The sequence below is a fragment of the Enterobacter sp. E12 genome (assembly GCF_014596715.2).
Classification (GTDB): Bacteria; Pseudomonadota; Gammaproteobacteria; order Enterobacterales; family Enterobacteriaceae; genus Enterobacter; species Enterobacter bugandensis.
The window spans coordinates 3,818,808-3,835,670 of record NZ_CP115601.1; the positions used below are offsets into that span (position 1 = coordinate 3,818,808).

Below are 16,863 nucleotides of genomic sequence, written 5' to 3' on the forward strand. Positions count from 1 at the left end.
GTTTATTTTCAAAGAAATGGACATCATAACTCCATGAGCACAATCGACAATTTCGACGCACATACGCCGATGATGCAGCAGTACCTGAAGCTGAAGGCACAGCATCCGGAAATCCTGCTGTTTTACCGCATGGGCGATTTTTACGAGCTGTTTTATGACGATGCTAAACGTGCGTCGCAGTTGCTCGACATCTCGCTAACCAAACGTGGCGCATCCGCAGGCGAGCCCATCCCGATGGCCGGTATCCCGCACCACGCGGTTGAAAACTATTTGGCCAAGCTGGTGAATCAGGGTGAGTCCGTTGCCATCTGCGAACAAATCGGCGATCCGGCAACCTCGAAAGGCCCGGTTGAGCGCAAAGTCGTGCGCATCGTCACGCCAGGCACCATCAGTGATGAAGCCCTGCTTCAGGAGCGCCAGGATAACCTGCTGGCGGCGCTGTGGCAGGACGGCAAAGGGTTTGGCTACGCCACGCTGGACATCAGCTCCGGGCGTTTTCGCCTGAGTGAGCCGGCTGACCGCGAAACGATGGCTGCCGAACTGCAGCGCACCAACCCGGCAGAATTGCTCTACGCCGAAGACTTCGCCGAAATGGCGCTGATTGAAGGCCGTCGCGGATTGCGCCGTCGCCCGCTGTGGGAATTCGAAATTGATACCGCGCGCCAGCAGCTGAACCTGCAGTTCGGTACCCGCGATCTGATTGGCTTTGGCGTGGAAAATGCTCCACGCGGGCTGTGTGCCGCAGGTTGCCTGCTGCAGTACGTGAAAGACACCCAGCGCACCGCCCTGCCGCATATCCGTTCTATCACCATGGAGCGCCAGCAGGACAGCATCATCATGGATGCCGCCACGCGCCGTAACCTGGAGATCACCCAGAACCTGGCAGGTGGCGTTGAAAACACGCTCGCGTCGGTGCTCGACAGCACGGTGACGCCGATGGGCAGTCGCATGCTGAAACGCTGGCTGCATATGCCGATTCGCGATACGGATACCCTTGTCTGCCGTCAGCAGACCATTGCCGCCCTGCAGGATCGCTATACCGAGCTGCAGCCGGTCCTGCGCCAGGTGGGCGATCTGGAGCGTATCCTGGCCCGTCTGGCTCTGCGCACCGCGCGCCCGCGCGACCTTGCGCGTATGCGTCATGCTTTCCAGCAGCTGCCGGAACTGCGTGCGCAGCTGAGTGACGTTGACAGCGCGCCGGTACAGAAACTCCGCGAAACGATGGGCGAATTCACTGAACTTCGCGAACTGCTGGAGCGCGCCATTATCGATGCGCCTCCGGTTCTGGTGCGCGATGGCGGCGTGATTGCTCCAGGCTACAACGAAGAGCTGGACGAATGGCGCGCGCTGGCCGACGGCGCGACGGACTATCTCGATAAGCTGGAAATTCGCGAACGCGAGCGTCTTGGGCTCGACACGCTGAAAGTGGGATATAACGCGGTACACGGTTACTACATTCAGATCAGCCGCGGGCAGAGCCATCTGGCGCCGATTCACTACGTACGTCGTCAGACCTTGAAAAACGCCGAGCGTTACATCATTCCCGAGCTGAAAGAGTACGAGGACAAAGTACTCACCTCGAAAGGTAAAGCCCTGGCGCTGGAAAAACAGCTGTATGACGAGCTGTTCGACATGCTGATGCCGCACCTTGCTGACCTGCAGCTCAGCGCCAGCGCGCTGGCGGAGCTGGACGTGCTGGTGAACCTGGCAGAACGGGCTGAAACGCTAAACTATACCTGCCCGACCTTTACCGACAAGCCCGGCATTCGCATTACGGAAGGCCGTCACCCGGTCGTTGAGCAGGTGCTGAACGAACCGTTCATCGCCAACCCGCTGAGCCTCTCGCCGCAGAGAAGAATGCTGATCATTACCGGCCCGAACATGGGCGGTAAGAGTACCTATATGCGCCAGACGGCGCTGATTGCTTTGCTCGCCTATATCGGCAGCTACGTCCCGGCGCAAAAAGTGGAGATTGGCCCCATCGATCGTATCTTCACCCGCGTTGGGGCAGCGGACGATCTGGCGAGCGGTCGCTCAACCTTCATGGTCGAGATGACCGAAACGGCTAATATTCTGCATAACGCAACGGAGCACAGCCTGGTGCTGATGGACGAAGTGGGACGCGGAACCTCAACCTATGACGGCCTGTCACTGGCCTGGGCCTGTGCTGAAAGCCTCGCGAATAAAATCAAGGCCATGACGCTGTTCGCCACCCACTACTTCGAGCTGACGCAGCTGCCGGAGAAAATGGAAGGCGTGGCTAACGTTCATCTTGATGCGCTGGAGCACGGCGATACCATTGCCTTTATGCACACGGTGCAGGATGGCGCGGCGAGCAAGAGCTATGGCCTGGCCGTTGCGGCGCTGGCAGGTGTACCAAAAGAGGTGATCAAGCGCGCTCGCCAGAAGCTGCGTGAGCTGGAAAGCCTCTCGCCGAATGCGGCGGCGACGCAGATCGATGGCACCCAGATGTCGCTGTTGGCGCCACCGGAAGAAACGTCGCCTGCGGTGGAAGCGCTGGAGAACCTCGACCCGGATTCACTGACGCCGCGTCAGGCGCTGGAGTGGATTTATCGGTTGAAGAGTCTGGTTTAGTTTTCTGCGGTCTGTTTTGTCGGGTGGCGGCTTCGCCTTACCCGACCTACAAAACCTTTAGGCCCGGTAAGCGCAGCGCCACCGGGCTTATTTTTACAACAGCGGCGGGATCGTCGGCACCTGCGGTGCTTCATCAATATCCTTCTGCGTCATGCGGAACGCTTCCGGGTAATGCTCGCGGCTGGTACGACGCAGCGGTTCGGTATCGCGCCAGGTATAAAGACAATGCTGGCACTGATAAACGGTCCAGACCCCTTTCACCGGTGACGTCGCCATCACTTCAATATGCTCATCGGCACAACGTGGACAAATCATCTTTTCCTCCTTATTGGCGTGCTGCCAGCATCGCGGTCAGTTTTTCAGCCCAGGCTTTAGTTTCAGGCAGATCCTGTACCGGCTGGCTGTAGTGGCCACGGGTGTCCGGTGCAACAGGCGTGGTGGCATCAATAATCAGTTTGTCGGTAATGCCCGCCGGGCTGGAGCCAGGGTCAAGTTCAAGCACTGACATGTTCGGCAGCTGCACCAGATCCCCTGCCGGATTGACCTTCGATGAGAGCGCCCACATCACCTGCGGGAGGTTGAACGGATCGACATCCTCATCCACCATAATCACCATCTTCACGTAGCCCAGACCGTGCGGCGTGGTCATGGCGCGTAAACCGACCGCGCGGGCAAAACCACCGTAGCGTTTTTTGGTGGAGATAATTGCCAGCAGACCGTGGGTGTACATCGCGTTCACCGCCTGCACTTCCGGGAATTCTGCCTTCAGCTGCTGGTAAAGCGGCACGCAGGTGGCTGGTCCCATCAGATAGTCAATCTCGGTCCACGGCATGCCGAGGTAAAGGGATTCGAAGATCGGTTTGGTGCGGTAAGAAACTTTGTCGATACGGACCACCGTCATATTACGGCCACCGGAATAGTGTCCGGTAAACTCGCCGAACGGCCCTTCGATTTCACGTTTGCGGCCTTCAATCACCCCTTCCAGGATCACTTCAGACCCCCACGGCACGTCGAAGCCGGTCAGCGGCGCGGTGGCAATCGGGTACGGGCTTTCGCGCAGCGCGCCGGCCATTTCATACTCAGACTGATCGTATTTCAGCGGCGTGGCGCCCATCAGGGTGATGATCGGGTCGTTGCCGAGAGTAATCGCGATCGGCAGATCTTGTCCGCGCTCTTCCGCTTTGTGCAGATGGAGGGCGATATCGTGCATCGGTACCGGCTGCAGGCCGAGCTTGCGCTTGCCCTTGACCTCCATGCGGTAGATCCCGACGTTCTGCTTGCCGAAATGGTCCGGGTCGAGCGGATCGCGCGAGACAACGCACGCTTTATCGAGATAAAAACCGCCGTCACCGTCGTTCAGGCGAAACAGCGGCAGGATATCGAACAGGTTAATGTCTTCACCGTCGACCGTATTTTGCGCCCAGGCCGGGTTAGCGCGGCGCTCCGGCGTAACGGGGAATTTATCCCAGCGGCGAATAAACTCGTCGATCTGTTTTTTTACCGGGGTGTTCGCTGGCAGCCCCATCGATATGGCGTGGTTTTGCCACGAGCCGATGGTGTTCATCACCACGCGGGCGTCGGTAAAGCCACGAATATTGTCGAACCACAGCGCGGGCGCGCCGTCGCCAATACGGCCTGTGGCGTTGGCTGCCGCCGCCAGATCCGGCTCCGCATTCACCTCTTCCTCAATTTTCAGCAGTTGCCCTTGCTCATCGAGCGCCTGCAGGAAGCTTCTCAAATCATCAAATGCCATCTTTGTTCTCCTGTGAAAAATGTTTCGCCTCCCGCAACCCGTTCCATCGGCGCGCCTTTTTGTGCTCCAGACCAAACTGGTCGAGCACACGAGTGACGATATGCTGGGTGATGTCATCGGCGGTTTGCGGGTGGTTGTAATACGCAGGCATGGGCGGCACCATCGCCACGCCCATGCGGGAAAGCGCCAGCATGTTCTCCAGATGAATGGTGCTGAGCGGCGTTTCGCGGGGAACGAGCACCAGCTTGCGCCCCTCTTTCAGCACCACATCTGCCGCACGGCCCACCAGCCCTTCGGCGTAGCCCGCGCGGATCCCCGCCAGCGTTTTCATGCTGCAGGGAATGACTATCATGCCGTCGGTGCGAAACGAGCCGGAGGAGATGGTGGCGGCCTGGTCAGCCGGGCTGTGAACAACGTCAGCCAGCGCAGCAACGTCCTGCACGCTGTAAGGCGTTTCCAGCTCAATGGTTGTTTTTGCCCACTTCGACATGACCAGATGGGTCTCTACCTCCGGCATTTCCTTCAGCGCCAGCAGCAGCGCCACGCCGAGCGGAGCCCCCGTTGCTCCTGTCATTCCCACGATCAATCTCATTCATCACCTCAATCAATTTGTTCGTGTACGAACATTTATAAATAAACTACTCCCGGATCGCTCTACTGACAAGATCGTTCGCACACGATCACATTAATTGCTAAAAAATCCCGCGTTATCATCCCGGGCTTTAGCGGCTATCATAGGGGGTGATTTTTTCTGTCGGAGTGTTCATGGAACTAAGACAAGAGGCGTTCCACCTGTTACGTCAGCTTTTTCAACAGCATACCGCTAAGTGGCAACATTCCCTGCCGGAACTGACCAAGCCGCAGTATGCGGTTATGCGCTCCATTGCCGAGCACCCGGGCATTGAGCAGGTGTCATTGACCGAAGTGGCGGTCAGCACGAAGGCGACTCTGGCGGAGATGCTCAGCCGAATGGAGGCGCGCGGGCTGGTCAAACGCGAGCACGATCCCGCAGATAAGCGCCGCCGGTTTGTCTTCCTGACGCCGGAAGGCGAAGCCCTGCTTGCAGACTGCCAGCCGGTCAGCAACGAGGTGGATGAGGCGTTTTTAGGGCGTCTTAATAAGGCCGAACGGGAGCAGTTCTCTGCGCTCATCAAAAAGATGATGCACGATTAATTCACGCAGGCGCGCATAAAATCAATAAAGGTGCGCACTTTCGCAGGCACGTGCCGGGCATCCGGATAAACCGCGTGGATGCCCTGCCGCGCGAAGGTATATTCCGGTAAAACCGGGACCAGTTTTCCCGCATCAAGCGCATCGCGCACCAGCCATTCCGGCAGTAACGCCACGCCACTTCCCGCAAGCGCAAAGGCCATAAGCGCCTGCGCGCTGTCGGCAAACAGGCGCGGCGCTTTTTTTATCTCAAGCATTTCAGGCGCACCGCTGGCATCTTTCACCTGCCAGCTCAGCGGCGACGCTAAGCGCTCGTGAATAATCCAGTCGGCTTGCGCCAGCTGCGCAAGCGATTCAACCGGATGATTCATCCGCCATTCCGGCGTCGCGACGGGCAGGATGGAAAAATGTGAAATCAATGCGGCGTGGTAGCGCGAGTCGGTAAGCGTTCCCAACCGAATAGCCACGTCAAAGCGCTCTGAGATCAGGTCGGCATGGAGTGAAGACGAAACATGACGCACGCGAAGCTCCGGGTGCAGCTGGCTAAACCTTGCCAGCAACGGTACCACGACCCGCGAACCATACTCAGGGGTGGTGGTGATCCGCAATTCCCCCGTGAGTCCTGCATGATTCGCGCGAACATCATCCTGCAGCCGTTCTGCGTCCTTCAGAAGCGCCACGCTGCGCTGATGAAAAAGCGCTCCCGCCTCGGTTAACGTCAGGCGGCGGGTGGAGCGCAGCAGCAGCGTCACCCCCAGCTCGGCTTCGAGCTGGCGAATATTGAAGCTGACCACGGCTTTTGTCAGACCCAGCGCATCGGCTGCGGCAGTAAAGCTGCCGGTATCGGCCACCGCAACAAACATCTGCGTCCGCTGTAGGTTAATCATCATTACGCCTTTTACCGTCAAAATTTTTTTGACAGTATATCGCGCTTTGTCAGGTTTATCCCTGTTTCCGGGGTCGATACGATACGCCTCCTCACGGGAGGATCCACCATGACGTATCGCAGCAAAGTCGCCGCTGTCTATCTGCTGGGCTTTTTTCTTGATTTGATCAACATGTTTATTGCCAGCGTCGCTTTTCCGGCGATGGCGCAAGCCCTTAACGCCACGCCTTCAGCGCTTGCCTGGGTCAGTAACGGGTACATTGCCGGCCTGACGCTGGCGATCCCGTTTAGCAGCATGCTCACGCGCCGCTTCGGACCAAAGCGGGTCATCCTGATCTCGCTTTTTCTGTTCAGCGCGGCTTCTGCTGCGGCAGGCTTGTCTGCAACGCTGGAAAGTCTGATCGCCTGGCGCGTGCTGCAGGGCGTGGGCGGTGGCTTACTGATCCCCGTCGGACAGGCGCTGACCTGGCAACTGTTTCAGCCTCACGAGCGAGCCAGACTCTCCTCGGCGGTCATGCTGGTCGCGCTGCTTGCTCCTGCCTGCTCCCCCGCTATCGGGGGCCTGCTGGTGCAGATGCTAAGCTGGCGGTGGATATTTTTCGCGACGCTTCCGGTGGCCATCGTGACCTTTGTGTTGGCCTGCCTGTGGCTTAAACATGAAATACCCGCGATGAAAGCGGCCAGGCTGCTCAACCTGCGGTTGCTCGCGGACCCGCTTTTGCGTTTTGCCATGCTTGTCTATGTATGCGTTCCTGGCGTATTTATCGGGGTGAACGTTACGGGCATGTTTTATCTTCAGCACGAGGCGAACATGAGTCCAGCCGCAACGGGTATGCTCATGCTGCCGTGGTCCGTGGCATCGTTTATCGCCATCACGGCGACGGGACGCTATTTTAACCGTATCGGCCCACAGCCGCTGATTGTTATCGGCTGCCTGCTGCAGGCGACGGGCATTCTGCTTTTGCTTAACGTCAGTTCGGCTACGCTGCTTCCTGTCGTTGCGTTTGCCCTGATGGGCGCGGGGGGAAGCCTGTGCAGCAGTACCGCTCAGAGCAGCGCTTTTCTGACAACGCGCCGGGAAGAGATGCCGGATGCCAGCGCGCTGTGGAATCTCAATCGTCAGTTAAGCTTTTTTGCCGGTGCCCTGCTGCTGGCAGAGGTGCTGAGTCTGGCGCAGAGTTATCTGGCGCCGCTCGCCGCCTGGCACGGAATGTTTCTTTTTGCCGCAGGCATGACCCTATTGCCTGTACTGTACGTTTTCCGACTTAACAATACGCAGGTGCTCGACCAGCTGCGACAGGAGAATTCATGACGCCTTTTGAACACGACATTATCGACCTCCACATTGCGCTTGAAAACTGGTTAGGCAAAGGCGAAGGCGACTCTGACGCCCTGCTCGCCCGTTTCCGGCCAGATTTTCTGATGATCCCACCGGGTGGCGTTCATATCGACTATCACGGCCTTGTGGGCTTTCTGCACAGTCAGCGAGGAAGCCGCCCCGGACTGAAGATCGTCATTGACGAATTATCCACGATCGAGCGCTGGGATCGTGGCGCGGTACTGCACTACCGGGAGACGCAAACCCGGCCGGACCTGCCCGTCAACGTGCGCTGGTCAACCGCGGTGCTTAATCAGGAAGGCGACGGGATTACATGGCGTCTGCTGCACGAAACGGCCCAGCCGTAGCAAAAAAGAAAAAGGCCCGTCTCACGACGGGCCTTTTTTGACGAAAGGATGCTTATTCGCGGAACAGCGCTTCGATATTCAGACCTTGCCCCTGCAGGATTTCACGCAGGCGGCGCAGACCTTCTACCTGAATCTGACGAACACGTTCACGGGTCAGGCCAATTTCGCGGCCGACGTCTTCCAGTGTCGCAGCTTCATACCCCAGTAAACCGAAACGACGTGCCAGCACTTCACGCTGTTTGGCGTTCAGTTCGAACAGCCATTTGACGATGCTCTGCTTCATGTCATCATCCTGGGTGGTGTCTTCCGGGCCGTTGTCTTTTTCATCGGCCAGGATGTCCAGCAGCGCTTTTTCGGAGTCGCCACCCAGCGGGGTGTCAACCGAGGTAATGCGCTCGTTGAGACGCAGCATACGGCTTACGTCATCAACCGGTTTGTCGAGTTGTTCGGCAATTTCTTCTGCGCTTGGCTCATGGTCCAGTTTATGGGACAACTCGCGCGCGGTACGCAGATAGACGTTCAACTCTTTGACGATGTGGATCGGCAGTCGGATCGTACGGGTCTGGTTCATAATAGCCCGTTCGATGGTCTGACGAATCCACCAGGTCGCGTAGGTTGAGAAACGGAACCCGCGTTCCGGGTCAAACTTCTCAACTGCGCGGATGAGACCTAAGTTGCCCTCTTCAATCAGATCCAGCAGAGCCAGACCACGATTGCCGTAACGGCGGGCAATTTTCACGACCAGTCGCAGGTTACTTTCGATCATGCGACGACGCGAGGCAACATCACCACGCAAAGCACGACGTGCGAAATAGACTTCTTCTTCGGCCGTTAGCAGTGGGGAGTAACCAATCTCCCCAAGGTAAAGCTGAGTCGCGTCCAGTACACGCTGTGTGGCGCCCTGCGATAACAGCTCTTCTTCAGCCAAATCGTTATCACTGGGTTCCTCTTCTACTAAGGCTTTTTCGTCAAAAGCCTCTGCTCCGTTCTCATCAAATTCCGCGTCTTCATTTAAATCATGAACTTTCAGCGTATTCTGACTCATAAGGTGGCTCCTACCCGTGATCCCTGAACGAGACACCCTGGCTGGCATGCCCCGTCAATTTATCGCTGCGGCAAGTACTGCAGCGGGTTTACGGATTTCCCCTTGTAACGAATTTCAAAATGCAAGCGTGTAGAACTGGTTCCGGTGCTACCCATGGTAGCGATTTTTTGCCCCGCCTTAACTTCTTGTTGTTCCCGGACCAGCATTGTGTCGTTATGGGCGTAGGCACTCAGGTAATCATCGTTATGTTTGATGATAATCAGATTACCGTAACCGCGCAGCGCGTTACCGGCATACACAACGCGTCCGTCTGCGGTCGCGATGATAGCCTGTCCTTTACTGCCTGCGATATCGATCCCTTTGTTCCCCCCCTCAGAGGTTGCGAAGTTCTCGATAATCTTGCCGTCGGTTGGCCAGCGCCATGCGGTGATGGACGAACTGGCATTCTGACTGCTTGCAGTCGGTTCAGTAGAGCTAACCACAGGTGCCGTGGTCGGTGCTGTGACAACAGTCGCAGTCCCTTTATTATTCGGCAACATTTTGTTAGCAGTCTGATCACCTGAATCCTCAGAATACGTAATTACAGGTTGTGAAGCAACCACCGTGGTGGATTTTTGTGCAGGCTTAACGCTGTTATTTTGAGCCGTCACATCGGCCGCTGAAACCGTATTGCCAGGCGTCAGTGGCGTACCCGTTGCGTTGCCCACCTGGAGCGTTTGGCCAACTTCCAGAGCATACGGGGCCTGGACGTTATTGCGCTGCGCGAGGTCACGGAAATCGTTCCCGGTGATCCAGGCAATGTAGAACAGCGTATCGCCGCGCTTCACGGTATAGGTGCTGCCGCCGGTATAGCTGCCTTTCGGAATGTTCCCATACTGGCGGTTATAGACTATGCGGCCATTTTGGGTCTGAACAGGCTGTTCAACTGGCTGAATCTGCGTTGGCTGTGTAACAGGATGTTGCACAGGCTGAATTTGTGGTGTTTGCTGCGGCGCAGCAGTACCCATTTTAGGCGGAGGCGTGATCAACATTCCGCTGGACGTGTTACCGGAGCCGCTGTTTCCCCCGACGGAACTGACGGGCGCAGGCGCGTTGTTGGAACTTGTACAGCCTGCCAGCCAGAGCGAAACCAGTGATAATGCCGCAACACGGCTGATGGTGAATTTAGGGCTTCCCGCGCTCATTTATCCCCCAGGAATGTGTTAACTACCAGTGACTTAAAATTTACCGTGATGACACGAATCTTTCGCGCCACACCATACGCTGAATTTGCCTTAATAACCCTGGATAAATCCGAGTCTCAGGCCAACTCCCCCTTTACCAGAGGCACAAAGCGCACGGCTTCCACGGTGTCGATAATATACTCGCCGCCGCGCCGACGAACGCGCTTTAATAGCTGCTGCTCGTCCCCGACGGGCAGAACAAGAATGCCCCCCTCATCCAGCTGCGACAAGAGCGCTGCGGGAATTTCAGGCGGAGCCGCCGTCACGATGATAGCGTCAAACGGGGAGCGAGCCTGCCAACCCTGCCATCCATCACCGTGTCGTGTCGAAACATTATGTAAATCAAGTTGTTTCAGGCGACGACGCGCCTGCCATTGCAAACCTTTGATCCGCTCTACGGAACAGACATGGTGTACCAGATGCGCCAGGATGGCGGTCTGATACCCCGACCCGGTGCCAATCTCCAGCACGCGTGAGTCGGGCGTGAGCTCCAGCAGCTCCGTCATCCGCGCCACCATATAAGGCTGCGAAATCGTCTGGCCTTGCCCGATGGGCAGCGCTACGTTTTCCCACGCTTTGTGTTCAAACGCCTCGTCTACAAATTTCTCACGCGGGACCTGAGCGAGCGCTTCAAGCACGTGCTCGTCGCGGATCCCCTGTGCGCGAAGTTGTTCCAGAAGAGTTTGTACACGTTTGCTTACCATTGCGCGTTCACCCCTGCGCGATCCAGCCAGCCCGACACCACATCATGCGCGCTATACGCGGTTAAATCTACGTGCAGCGGAGTGACCGAGACATAGCCATCATCCACGGCGGCAAAGTCGGTGTCCGGACCCGCATCGCACTTATCGCCAGGAGGCCCGATCCAGTAAAGCGTGTTGCCGCGAGGATCCTGCTGCGGGATCACCTGATCGGCCGGATGCCGGCTTCCGCAGCGCGTAACGCGAATGCCCTTAATTTCATTGAGAGGAAGATCCGGCACGTTGATGTTCAGAATGCGCCCGGTACGCAGCGGCTCGCGGCCGAGCGCCCGCAGGATCGAGCAGGTCACCGCGGCGGCGGTATCGTAGTGCGTGTGCCCGTTTAACGAGACCGCCAGCGCCGGGAACCCCAGATGGCGCCCTTCCATTGCCGCCGCTACCGTTCCGGAGTAAATCACGTCATCGCCGAGGTTCGGCCCGGCGTTAATGCCGGAGACGACGATATCCGGACGCGGGCGCATCAGCGCGTTCACGCCCAGAAACACGCAGTCCGTCGGCGTGCCCATCTGCACGGCAATATCGCCATTTTCAAAGGTAAAGGTGCGAAGCGACGACTCCAGCGTCAGTGAGTTAGACGCTCCACTGCGGTTACGATCGGGGGCCACGATCTGCACATCCGCAAATTCACGGAGGTGCTTCGCCAGGGTCTGAATGCCCGGCGCGTGGATCCCGTCATCGTTACTCAGCAATATTCGCATAATCACCCGAGGTGTTGATTAGTTCCCTGACAACACTGGTGGCAAAGCTACCTGCCGGCAGCCAGAAGCGTAACTCGACGGTCACGTCATCCCACCAGTTCCAGCTTAACTGCTGCGGATAGAGCAGCATCGCGCGGCGCGCTGCTTCGACTTTTTCCCGCACCAGCAAGGATTGTAATTCCGGCGCATCCGCCACGGCGGTCTGCTCAGCGCTCAACGCGTCGCCCTGGGTGCCCCAGTCGCCTGAGCCCGGCAAAGCTGCGGTAATCATCAGCGCTTTGGCGTCCACGCGCGACTGCACATCGGCCATTTCTTCGGCCGTTGCCACAAACCAGCTTCCGCGTCCCGCTAATTGTAGCGCATCGCCAACAACAACTTGATTCGCGTCCGGTTTTTTCAGCCTTTCGCTCACAATCTGATTAAACAACGCGCTGCGGGCCGCCGACAACCAAAAACTGCGTTTATTCCTGTCGCGCACCGGCGCATCGCTTTGCGCCCAGCGCAGCGCGCCCTGCAGGTTGCTGCCGCCAATGCCAAAGCGCTGCGCGCCAAAGTAGTTCGGAACACCGCGTTCATTAATGGCGTTGAGACGTTTTTCAACGTCTTCTCGATCGGTCACTTCGCGCAACACCAGCGTAAACGCGTTGCCTTTCAACGCCCCCAGGCGCAGCTTGCGCTTGTGGCGGGCGTACTCCAGCACCTTACAGCCTTCAAGCTCAAATTTGCTTAAATCAGGCATCGCATTGCCGGGCACGCGGGCGCAGAGCCACTGCTCGGTGACGGCGTGTTTATCTTTCTGCCCGGCAAAGCTCACTTCCCGGGCGTGAATTTTGAGGAATTTTGCCAGCGCGTCGGCCACAAAGCGGGTGTTGCAGCCGTTTTTCAGAATACGCACCAGGATATGTTCGCCTTCGCCATCGGGTTCAAAGCCCAGATCCTCAACCACGAGGAAATCTTCCGGGCTGGCTTTCAGCACCCCGTTCCCCTGCGGCTTACCGTGCAGGTATGTCAGGTTATCGAAGTCCGTCATTTTGCCGCCTTCACCAGCAGCGCCACGGCTTCACAGGCAATCCCTTCGCCACGACCGGTAAAGCCCAGCTTCTCCGTGGTGGTGGCTTTGACGTTGACGTCGTCCATATGGCAGCCCAGATCTTCAGCGATAAATACGCGCATCTGCGGAATGTGCGGCAGCATTTTCGGGGCCTGGGCAATAATCGTCACGTCGACGTTGCCGAGGGTGTAACCTTTCGCCTGAATACGGCGCCACGCTTCGCGCAGCAATTCGCGGCTGTCCGCCCCTTTAAAGGCCGGGTCGGTGTCCGGGAACAGCTTGCCGATATCACCCAGCGCGGCAGCGCCGAGTAGCGCGTCGGTCAGCGCATGCAGCGCCACGTCGCCATCAGAATGCGCCAGCAGCCCTTTTTCGTAAGGAATACGTACGCCGCCAATGATAATTGGGCCTTCTCCGCCAAAGGCGTGTACATCAAAACCGTGTCCAATTCGCATTATGCCTTCTCCTGATGGGTCGAACGGGTAAGATAAAATTCCGCGAGCTGTAAATCTTCCGGGCGCGTCACTTTTATATTATCAGCGCGCCCTTCAACAAGCGTGGGGTGAAAACCGCAATACTCCAGCGCGGAGGCTTCGTCCGTGATGGTCGCGCCTTCATTAAGGGCACGCGTTAAGCAGTCGTGGAGCAGTTCGCGGGGGAAAAATTGCGGCGTCAGCGCGTGCCATAAGTCGACGCGCTCAACGGTGTGGGCGATGGCACGCTTGCCCGGCTCGGCACGCTTCATGGTGTCGCGCACCGGCGCGGCCAGAATGCCGCCCACTTTACTGGTTTCGCTCAGCGCCAGCAGGCGTGCCAGGTCGTCCTGATGCAGGCACGGACGTGCCGCGTCATGGACCAGCACCCACTGGGCGCTTCCGGCAGCCTGAATGCCCGCCAGCACGGAATCGGCGCGCTCGGCGCCGCCATCAACTACGGTAATCTGTGGGTGGTTTGCCAGCGGCAGCTGCGCAAAGCGGGCATCGCCGGGACTGATGGCGATGACCACGTGCGTCACCCGCGGGTGCGCCAGCAGCGCCGCCACGGCGTGCTCAAGGATCGTTTTATCGCCAATTGAGAGGTACTGCTTGGGACATTCTGTCTGCATGCGCCGGCCAAAACCTGCGGCCGGCACCACGGCACATACGTCCGAAAAAGTTGCTGCCATGTCGTAATCCTGGGCCTGATTATCGATTGTTTTGTGCTGAGCCCTGATTGCGTTTAGACGCATCCGGAACCAGACGATAAAAGGTTTCGCCCGGCTTAGTCATACTGAGTTCATTGCGTGCGCGCTCCTCAATCGCCTCCTGGCCGCCATTGAGGTCATCAATTTCAGCAAAGAGTTGATCGTTACGCGCCTTAAGTTTGGCATTTGTTGCCTGCTGAGCCGCGACGTCATCGCTCACCCGGCTGTAGTCGTGCAGCCCGTTCTTACCGAACCACAACGAATATTGCAGCCAGACCAGCAAAGCCAGCAACAGCAGCGTTAGTTTACCCATCCTGCCCCCTGAAAAAACGGCATCATCATCCCATAACTTTCCGTTCGACTCTACTGCGGGGTTTTAATTATGTCGCAAGTTAGCCCATCAGCCATAAAAACAGCAGGCCAAAGATGACGACAACGGTGGCAATCGTGATAACCGTACTGTACAGGAGCTTGCCGTTGAAAAGGGAGTGCAGCGCAACCCCGACAACGACCGCAACGGGCATCAGCGCCAGGAAGAAGGGCCAGGTGTAGAGAAAGAAGAAAAGGGTGTTACCACCGTAGATCAAAAACGGGATACCCAGCGCCAGTAACCACGACGCAAAGCCGACTATCGCCCCAGGGAAGGACCAGGTCGTCTCATTGTCGGAGGTTAACGGTTCCGACCCGGTGGTGATAATGTAGTTTTCACTGTTGCGCATAGCTAATCCTGTGACCGTGACTCATCGTTCGGGAAGACAGCTCCCGAACGATACCGCCTCAGGATCTGATAATATCGTCCCGTCTGAGCAGGTCTAATAATTGGCTTACTAAATTTGTTACCAATTGTTGACCTTCCAGGTGAATCTCAGGCGATTCAGGCGCTTCGTAAACCGAGTCAATTCCGGTGAAGTTTCGAAGCTCGCCGGCACGCGCTTTTTTGTACAGCCCTTTCGGATCGCGCGCTTCGCAGATCTCCAGCGGCGTATCGACAAACACTTCGATAAAGCGATCCTGACCCACGCGCTCGCGCACCATCTGGCGCTCTGCGCGGTGTGGCGAGATAAACGCCGTCAGCACCACCAGCCCGGCGTCTGCCATCAGGCTGGCGACTTCACCTACCCGGCGAATGTTCTCTTTGCGGTCGTCGTCGCTGAACCCCAAATCGCTGCACAGGCCGTGACGCACGTTGTCGCCATCCAGCAGGTAGGTACTTACTCCCTGCTGATGCAGCGCCTCTTCCAGCGCGCCCGCCACCGTGGATTTACCGGAGCCAGACAGCCCGGTAAACCACAGCACCACCCCACGGTGGCCATGAAGCTGTTCGCGCTGGGCGACGGTGACCGGATGAGGATGCCAGACGACGTTCTCATCATGGGCGGCCATTACTTGCCTCCCAGCAGATCGCGGGCGCCCCAGTGCGGGAAGTGCTTACGCACCAGCGCGTTCAGCTCCAGCTCAAACGCGCTGAACTCAGAGGTCACGCTCGCCTGCGCGTTAGGCTCGCGCACCATGCCCGCGCCGACGGTAACGTTGGTCAGGCGGTCAATAAAGATCAGCCCGCCCGTCACCGGGTTCTGCTGATACGGATCCAGCACCAGCGGCTCGTCGAAGGTCAGATCCACCAGGCCAATACCATTCAGCGGCAGCTCGCTCACGTCACGGTGGGTCAGGTTGTTGATGTCCACCTGGAACTGAATGCCGTCCACGCGGGCACGGGTTTTCTTCCCGGCAATTTTGATGTCGTAGCTCTGGCCTGCGGTCAGCGGCTGTTCGGCCATCCACACCACGTCCACGGACGCGCCCTGCACCGCCGTCAGCATCTCCTGCGCGTCGACCAGCAGGTCACCGCGGCTGATATCAATTTCGTCTTTCAGCACCAGCGTGACCGCTTCCCCTGCCCCGGCTTCCTGCAGGTCGCCGTCGAACGTCACGATGCGAGCGATTGCCGACTCCACGCCGGATGGCAGCACCTTCACGCGCTGCCCCACCTTCACGGAACCGGAAGCAATAGTGCCGGAGAAGCCGCGGAAATCGAGGTTTGGACGGTTCACGTACTGCACCGGGAAACGCATTGGCTGAGTGTCGACCACGCGCTGAATTTCAACGGTTTCGAGCACTTCCAGCAGCGTCGGGCCGCTGTACCACGGCATGTTCGCGCTCTGGGAGGCGACGTTATCCCCTTCCAGCGCCGAGAGCGGCACAAAGCGAATATCCAGGTTGCCCGGCAGCTGTTCGGCAAAGGTCAGGTAGCTCTGGCGGATCTCCTCGAATTTTTCTTCGCTGAAGTTCACCAGATCCATCTTGTTGACCGCCACCACCAGGTGCTTGATCCCCAGCAAAGTGGAGATAAAGCTGTGGCGACGGGTTTGATCCAGCACGCCTTTACGGGCGTCCATCAGCAGGATCGCCAGATCGCAGGTGGATGCGCCGGTCGCCATATTGCGGGTGTACTGCTCGTGCCCCGGGGTATCGGCAATAATAAACTTGCGCTTCTCGGTGGAGAAATAGCGATAGGCCACGTCAATAGTGATGCCCTGCTCGCGCTCCGCCTGCAGGCCGTCCACCAGCAGCGCCAGGTCAAGTTTTTCGCCCTGGGTGCCGTGACGCTTGCTGTCGTTATGCAGGGAAGAGAGCTGATCTTCATAAATCTGGCGCGTGTCGTGCAGCAGGCGGCCAATCAGGGTACTTTTCCCGTCATCCACGCTGCCGCAGGTCAGAAAGCGCAGCAGACTTTTATGTTGTTGGGCGTGCAGATACGCTTCCACGCCGCCTTCGTTGGCAATTTGTTGAGCAATAGTGGTGTTCATGGCGG

General features: G+C 57.9%; 19 protein-coding genes. 4 read left to right on the forward strand and 15 right to left on the reverse strand.

Annotated features, from left to right (window positions below; all coding sequences use genetic code 11):
- Positions 1-33: 33 nt before the first annotated feature.
- Positions 34-2,595, forward strand: coding sequence for a DNA mismatch repair protein MutS (mutS, locus tag IB212_RS18240; RefSeq protein WP_041908448.1), 2,562 nt, complete (start codon positions 34-36; stop codon positions 2,593-2,595).
- A gap of 93 nt (positions 2,596-2,688) precedes the next feature.
- Here the strand turns inward: mutS and IB212_RS18245 are convergent, their stop codons facing one another.
- Genes IB212_RS18245 through IB212_RS18255 form a run of 3 tightly spaced genes read right to left on the reverse strand, consistent with a single transcriptional unit; the run spans position 2,689 to position 4,940 of the window.
- Positions 2,689-2,910, reverse strand: coding sequence for a non-oxidative hydroxyarylic acid decarboxylases subunit D (locus IB212_RS18245; RefSeq protein ID WP_003862116.1), 222 nt, complete (start codon positions 2,908-2,910; stop codon positions 2,689-2,691).
- A 10-nt stretch (positions 2,911-2,920) separates the two neighbouring features.
- Complete coding sequence (locus tag IB212_RS18250) at positions 2,921-4,348, reverse strand: non-oxidative hydroxyarylic acid decarboxylases subunit C (protein WP_041908445.1); 1,428 nt, start codon at positions 4,346-4,348, stop codon at positions 2,921-2,923.
- Positions 4,338-4,940, reverse strand: coding sequence for a non-oxidative hydroxyarylic acid decarboxylases subunit B (locus IB212_RS18255; protein WP_045629940.1), 603 nt, complete (start codon positions 4,938-4,940; stop codon positions 4,338-4,340). The genes IB212_RS18250 and IB212_RS18255 overlap by 11 nt, the downstream gene beginning before the upstream one ends.
- 173 nt (positions 4,941-5,113) lie before the next feature.
- Here IB212_RS18255 and IB212_RS18260 point away from each other — a divergent pair, with 173 nt between their 5' ends.
- Positions 5,114-5,521 carry a MarR family winged helix-turn-helix transcriptional regulator gene (locus tag IB212_RS18260; RefSeq protein WP_047364431.1) on the forward strand — a complete coding sequence of 136 codons (408 nt, stop codon included), beginning with the start codon at positions 5,114-5,116 and terminating at the stop codon, positions 5,519-5,521.
- Here the strand turns inward: IB212_RS18260 and IB212_RS18265 are convergent.
- Complete coding sequence (locus tag IB212_RS18265; RefSeq protein ID WP_047364432.1) at positions 5,518-6,405, reverse strand: LysR family transcriptional regulator; 888 nt, start codon at positions 6,403-6,405, stop codon at positions 5,518-5,520. The two genes, IB212_RS18260 and IB212_RS18265, sit on opposite strands and share 4 nt — an antisense overlap.
- A gap of 108 nt (positions 6,406-6,513) precedes the next feature.
- Between IB212_RS18265 and IB212_RS18270 the strand changes: the two genes are divergently transcribed.
- Positions 6,514-7,716: an MFS transporter gene (locus IB212_RS18270; protein WP_047364433.1), complete on the forward strand. Its 1,203-nt coding sequence runs from the start codon at positions 6,514-6,516 to the stop codon at positions 7,714-7,716.
- Complete coding sequence (locus IB212_RS18275) at positions 7,713-8,090, forward strand: DUF4440 domain-containing protein (protein ID WP_060572264.1); 378 nt, start codon at positions 7,713-7,715, stop codon at positions 8,088-8,090. Before IB212_RS18270 ends, IB212_RS18275 begins: the two co-directional genes overlap by 4 nt.
- 52 nt (positions 8,091-8,142) lie before the next feature.
- On the opposite strand, the gene rpoS is transcribed toward IB212_RS18275, so the two are convergent.
- The 11 genes from rpoS to cysN all read right to left on the reverse strand — a co-directional run bounded on the left by rpoS (position 8,143) and on the right by cysN (position 16,858).
- The gene (gene rpoS / locus IB212_RS18280; protein WP_013098493.1) at positions 8,143-9,135 is read right to left on the reverse strand and encodes an RNA polymerase sigma factor RpoS; all 993 of its coding nucleotides are present in this window, start codon (positions 9,133-9,135) and stop codon (positions 8,143-8,145) included.
- A 59-nt stretch (positions 9,136-9,194) separates the two neighbouring features.
- Complete coding sequence (gene nlpD, locus IB212_RS18285) at positions 9,195-10,319, reverse strand: murein hydrolase activator NlpD (RefSeq protein ID WP_041908436.1); 1,125 nt, start codon at positions 10,317-10,319, stop codon at positions 9,195-9,197.
- A gap of 116 nt (positions 10,320-10,435) precedes the next feature.
- Positions 10,436-11,062, reverse strand: a complete 627-nt coding sequence (locus tag IB212_RS18290; protein ID WP_188246060.1) for a protein-L-isoaspartate(D-aspartate) O-methyltransferase — start codon at positions 11,060-11,062, stop codon at positions 10,436-10,438.
- Positions 11,056-11,817 carry a 5'/3'-nucleotidase SurE gene (gene surE / locus IB212_RS18295; RefSeq protein ID WP_188246061.1) on the reverse strand — a complete coding sequence of 254 codons (762 nt, stop codon included), beginning with the start codon at positions 11,815-11,817 and terminating at the stop codon, positions 11,056-11,058. The genes IB212_RS18290 and surE overlap by 7 nt, the downstream gene beginning before the upstream one ends.
- Positions 11,798-12,847, reverse strand: coding sequence for a tRNA pseudouridine(13) synthase TruD (gene truD, locus IB212_RS18300; RefSeq protein ID WP_188246062.1), 1,050 nt, complete (start codon positions 12,845-12,847; stop codon positions 11,798-11,800). The genes surE and truD overlap by 20 nt, the downstream gene beginning before the upstream one ends.
- Positions 12,844-13,323 (reverse strand): 2-C-methyl-D-erythritol 2,4-cyclodiphosphate synthase, encoded by a 480-nt coding sequence (gene ispF, locus IB212_RS18305; RefSeq protein ID WP_006811766.1) that lies wholly within the window; start codon positions 13,321-13,323, stop codon positions 12,844-12,846. Before ispF ends, truD begins: the two co-directional genes overlap by 4 nt.
- Complete coding sequence (gene ispD, locus IB212_RS18310) at positions 13,323-14,033, reverse strand: 2-C-methyl-D-erythritol 4-phosphate cytidylyltransferase (RefSeq protein ID WP_028014240.1); 711 nt, start codon at positions 14,031-14,033, stop codon at positions 13,323-13,325. Before ispD ends, ispF begins: the two co-directional genes overlap by 1 nt.
- 19 nt (positions 14,034-14,052) lie before the next feature.
- On the reverse strand, positions 14,053-14,364 hold the full coding sequence (ftsB, locus tag IB212_RS18315; RefSeq protein ID WP_003862095.1) for a cell division protein FtsB: 312 nt from the start codon (positions 14,362-14,364) through the stop codon (positions 14,053-14,055).
- 79 nt (positions 14,365-14,443) lie between these two features.
- Positions 14,444-14,770 carry a DUF3561 family protein gene (locus tag IB212_RS18320; RefSeq protein WP_188246063.1) on the reverse strand — a complete coding sequence of 109 codons (327 nt, stop codon included), beginning with the start codon at positions 14,768-14,770 and terminating at the stop codon, positions 14,444-14,446.
- Between the two features lie 58 nt (positions 14,771-14,828).
- Positions 14,829-15,434 (reverse strand): adenylyl-sulfate kinase, encoded by a 606-nt coding sequence (gene cysC / locus IB212_RS18325; RefSeq protein WP_028014242.1) that lies wholly within the window; start codon positions 15,432-15,434, stop codon positions 14,829-14,831.
- A complete protein-coding gene (gene cysN / locus IB212_RS18330; protein ID WP_153656386.1) occupies positions 15,434-16,858 on the reverse strand; it encodes a sulfate adenylyltransferase subunit CysN in 1,425 nt (474 codons plus the stop codon). The genes cysC and cysN overlap by 1 nt, the downstream gene beginning before the upstream one ends.
- Between the last annotated feature and the right edge of the window lie 5 nt (positions 16,859-16,863).

Bases quoted from the DNA above. Each gene is read 5' to 3' on its own strand.
- mutS (WP_041908448.1), top strand. From the start codon at position 34: ATGAGCACAATCGACAATTTCGACGCACATACGCCGATGATGCAGCAG.
- IB212_RS18245 (WP_003862116.1), bottom strand. From the start codon at position 2,910: ATGATTTGTCCACGTTGTGCCGATGAGCATATTGAAGTGATGGCGACG.
- IB212_RS18250 (WP_041908445.1), bottom strand. From the start codon at position 4,348: ATGGCATTTGATGATTTGAGAAGCTTCCTGCAGGCGCTCGATGAGCAA.
- IB212_RS18255 (WP_045629940.1), bottom strand. From the start codon at position 4,940: ATGAGATTGATCGTGGGAATGACAGGAGCAACGGGGGCTCCGCTCGGC.
- IB212_RS18260 (WP_047364431.1), top strand. From the start codon at position 5,114: ATGGAACTAAGACAAGAGGCGTTCCACCTGTTACGTCAGCTTTTTCAA.
- IB212_RS18265 (WP_047364432.1), bottom strand. From the start codon at position 6,405: ATGATTAACCTACAGCGGACGCAGATGTTTGTTGCGGTGGCCGATACC.
- IB212_RS18270 (WP_047364433.1), top strand. From the start codon at position 6,514: ATGACGTATCGCAGCAAAGTCGCCGCTGTCTATCTGCTGGGCTTTTTT.
- IB212_RS18275 (WP_060572264.1), top strand. From the start codon at position 7,713: ATGACGCCTTTTGAACACGACATTATCGACCTCCACATTGCGCTTGAA.
- rpoS (WP_013098493.1), bottom strand. From the start codon at position 9,135: ATGAGTCAGAATACGCTGAAAGTTCATGATTTAAATGAAGACGCGGAA.
- nlpD (WP_041908436.1), bottom strand. From the start codon at position 10,319: ATGAGCGCGGGAAGCCCTAAATTCACCATCAGCCGTGTTGCGGCATTA.
- IB212_RS18290 (WP_188246060.1), bottom strand. From the start codon at position 11,062: ATGGTAAGCAAACGTGTACAAACTCTTCTGGAACAACTTCGCGCACAG.
- surE (WP_188246061.1), bottom strand. From the start codon at position 11,817: ATGCGAATATTGCTGAGTAACGATGACGGGATCCACGCGCCGGGCATT.
- truD (WP_188246062.1), bottom strand. From the start codon at position 12,847: ATGACGGACTTCGATAACCTGACATACCTGCACGGTAAGCCGCAGGGG.
- ispF (WP_006811766.1), bottom strand. From the start codon at position 13,323: ATGCGAATTGGACACGGTTTTGATGTACACGCCTTTGGCGGAGAAGGC.
- ispD (WP_028014240.1), bottom strand. From the start codon at position 14,033: ATGGCAGCAACTTTTTCGGACGTATGTGCCGTGGTGCCGGCCGCAGGT.
- ftsB (WP_003862095.1), bottom strand. From the start codon at position 14,364: ATGGGTAAACTAACGCTGCTGTTGCTGGCTTTGCTGGTCTGGCTGCAA.
- IB212_RS18320 (WP_188246063.1), bottom strand. From the start codon at position 14,770: ATGCGCAACAGTGAAAACTACATTATCACCACCGGGTCGGAACCGTTA.
- cysC (WP_028014242.1), bottom strand. From the start codon at position 15,434: ATGGCCGCCCATGATGAGAACGTCGTCTGGCATCCTCATCCGGTCACC.
- cysN (WP_153656386.1), bottom strand. From the start codon at position 16,858: ATGAACACCACTATTGCTCAACAAATTGCCAACGAAGGCGGCGTGGAA.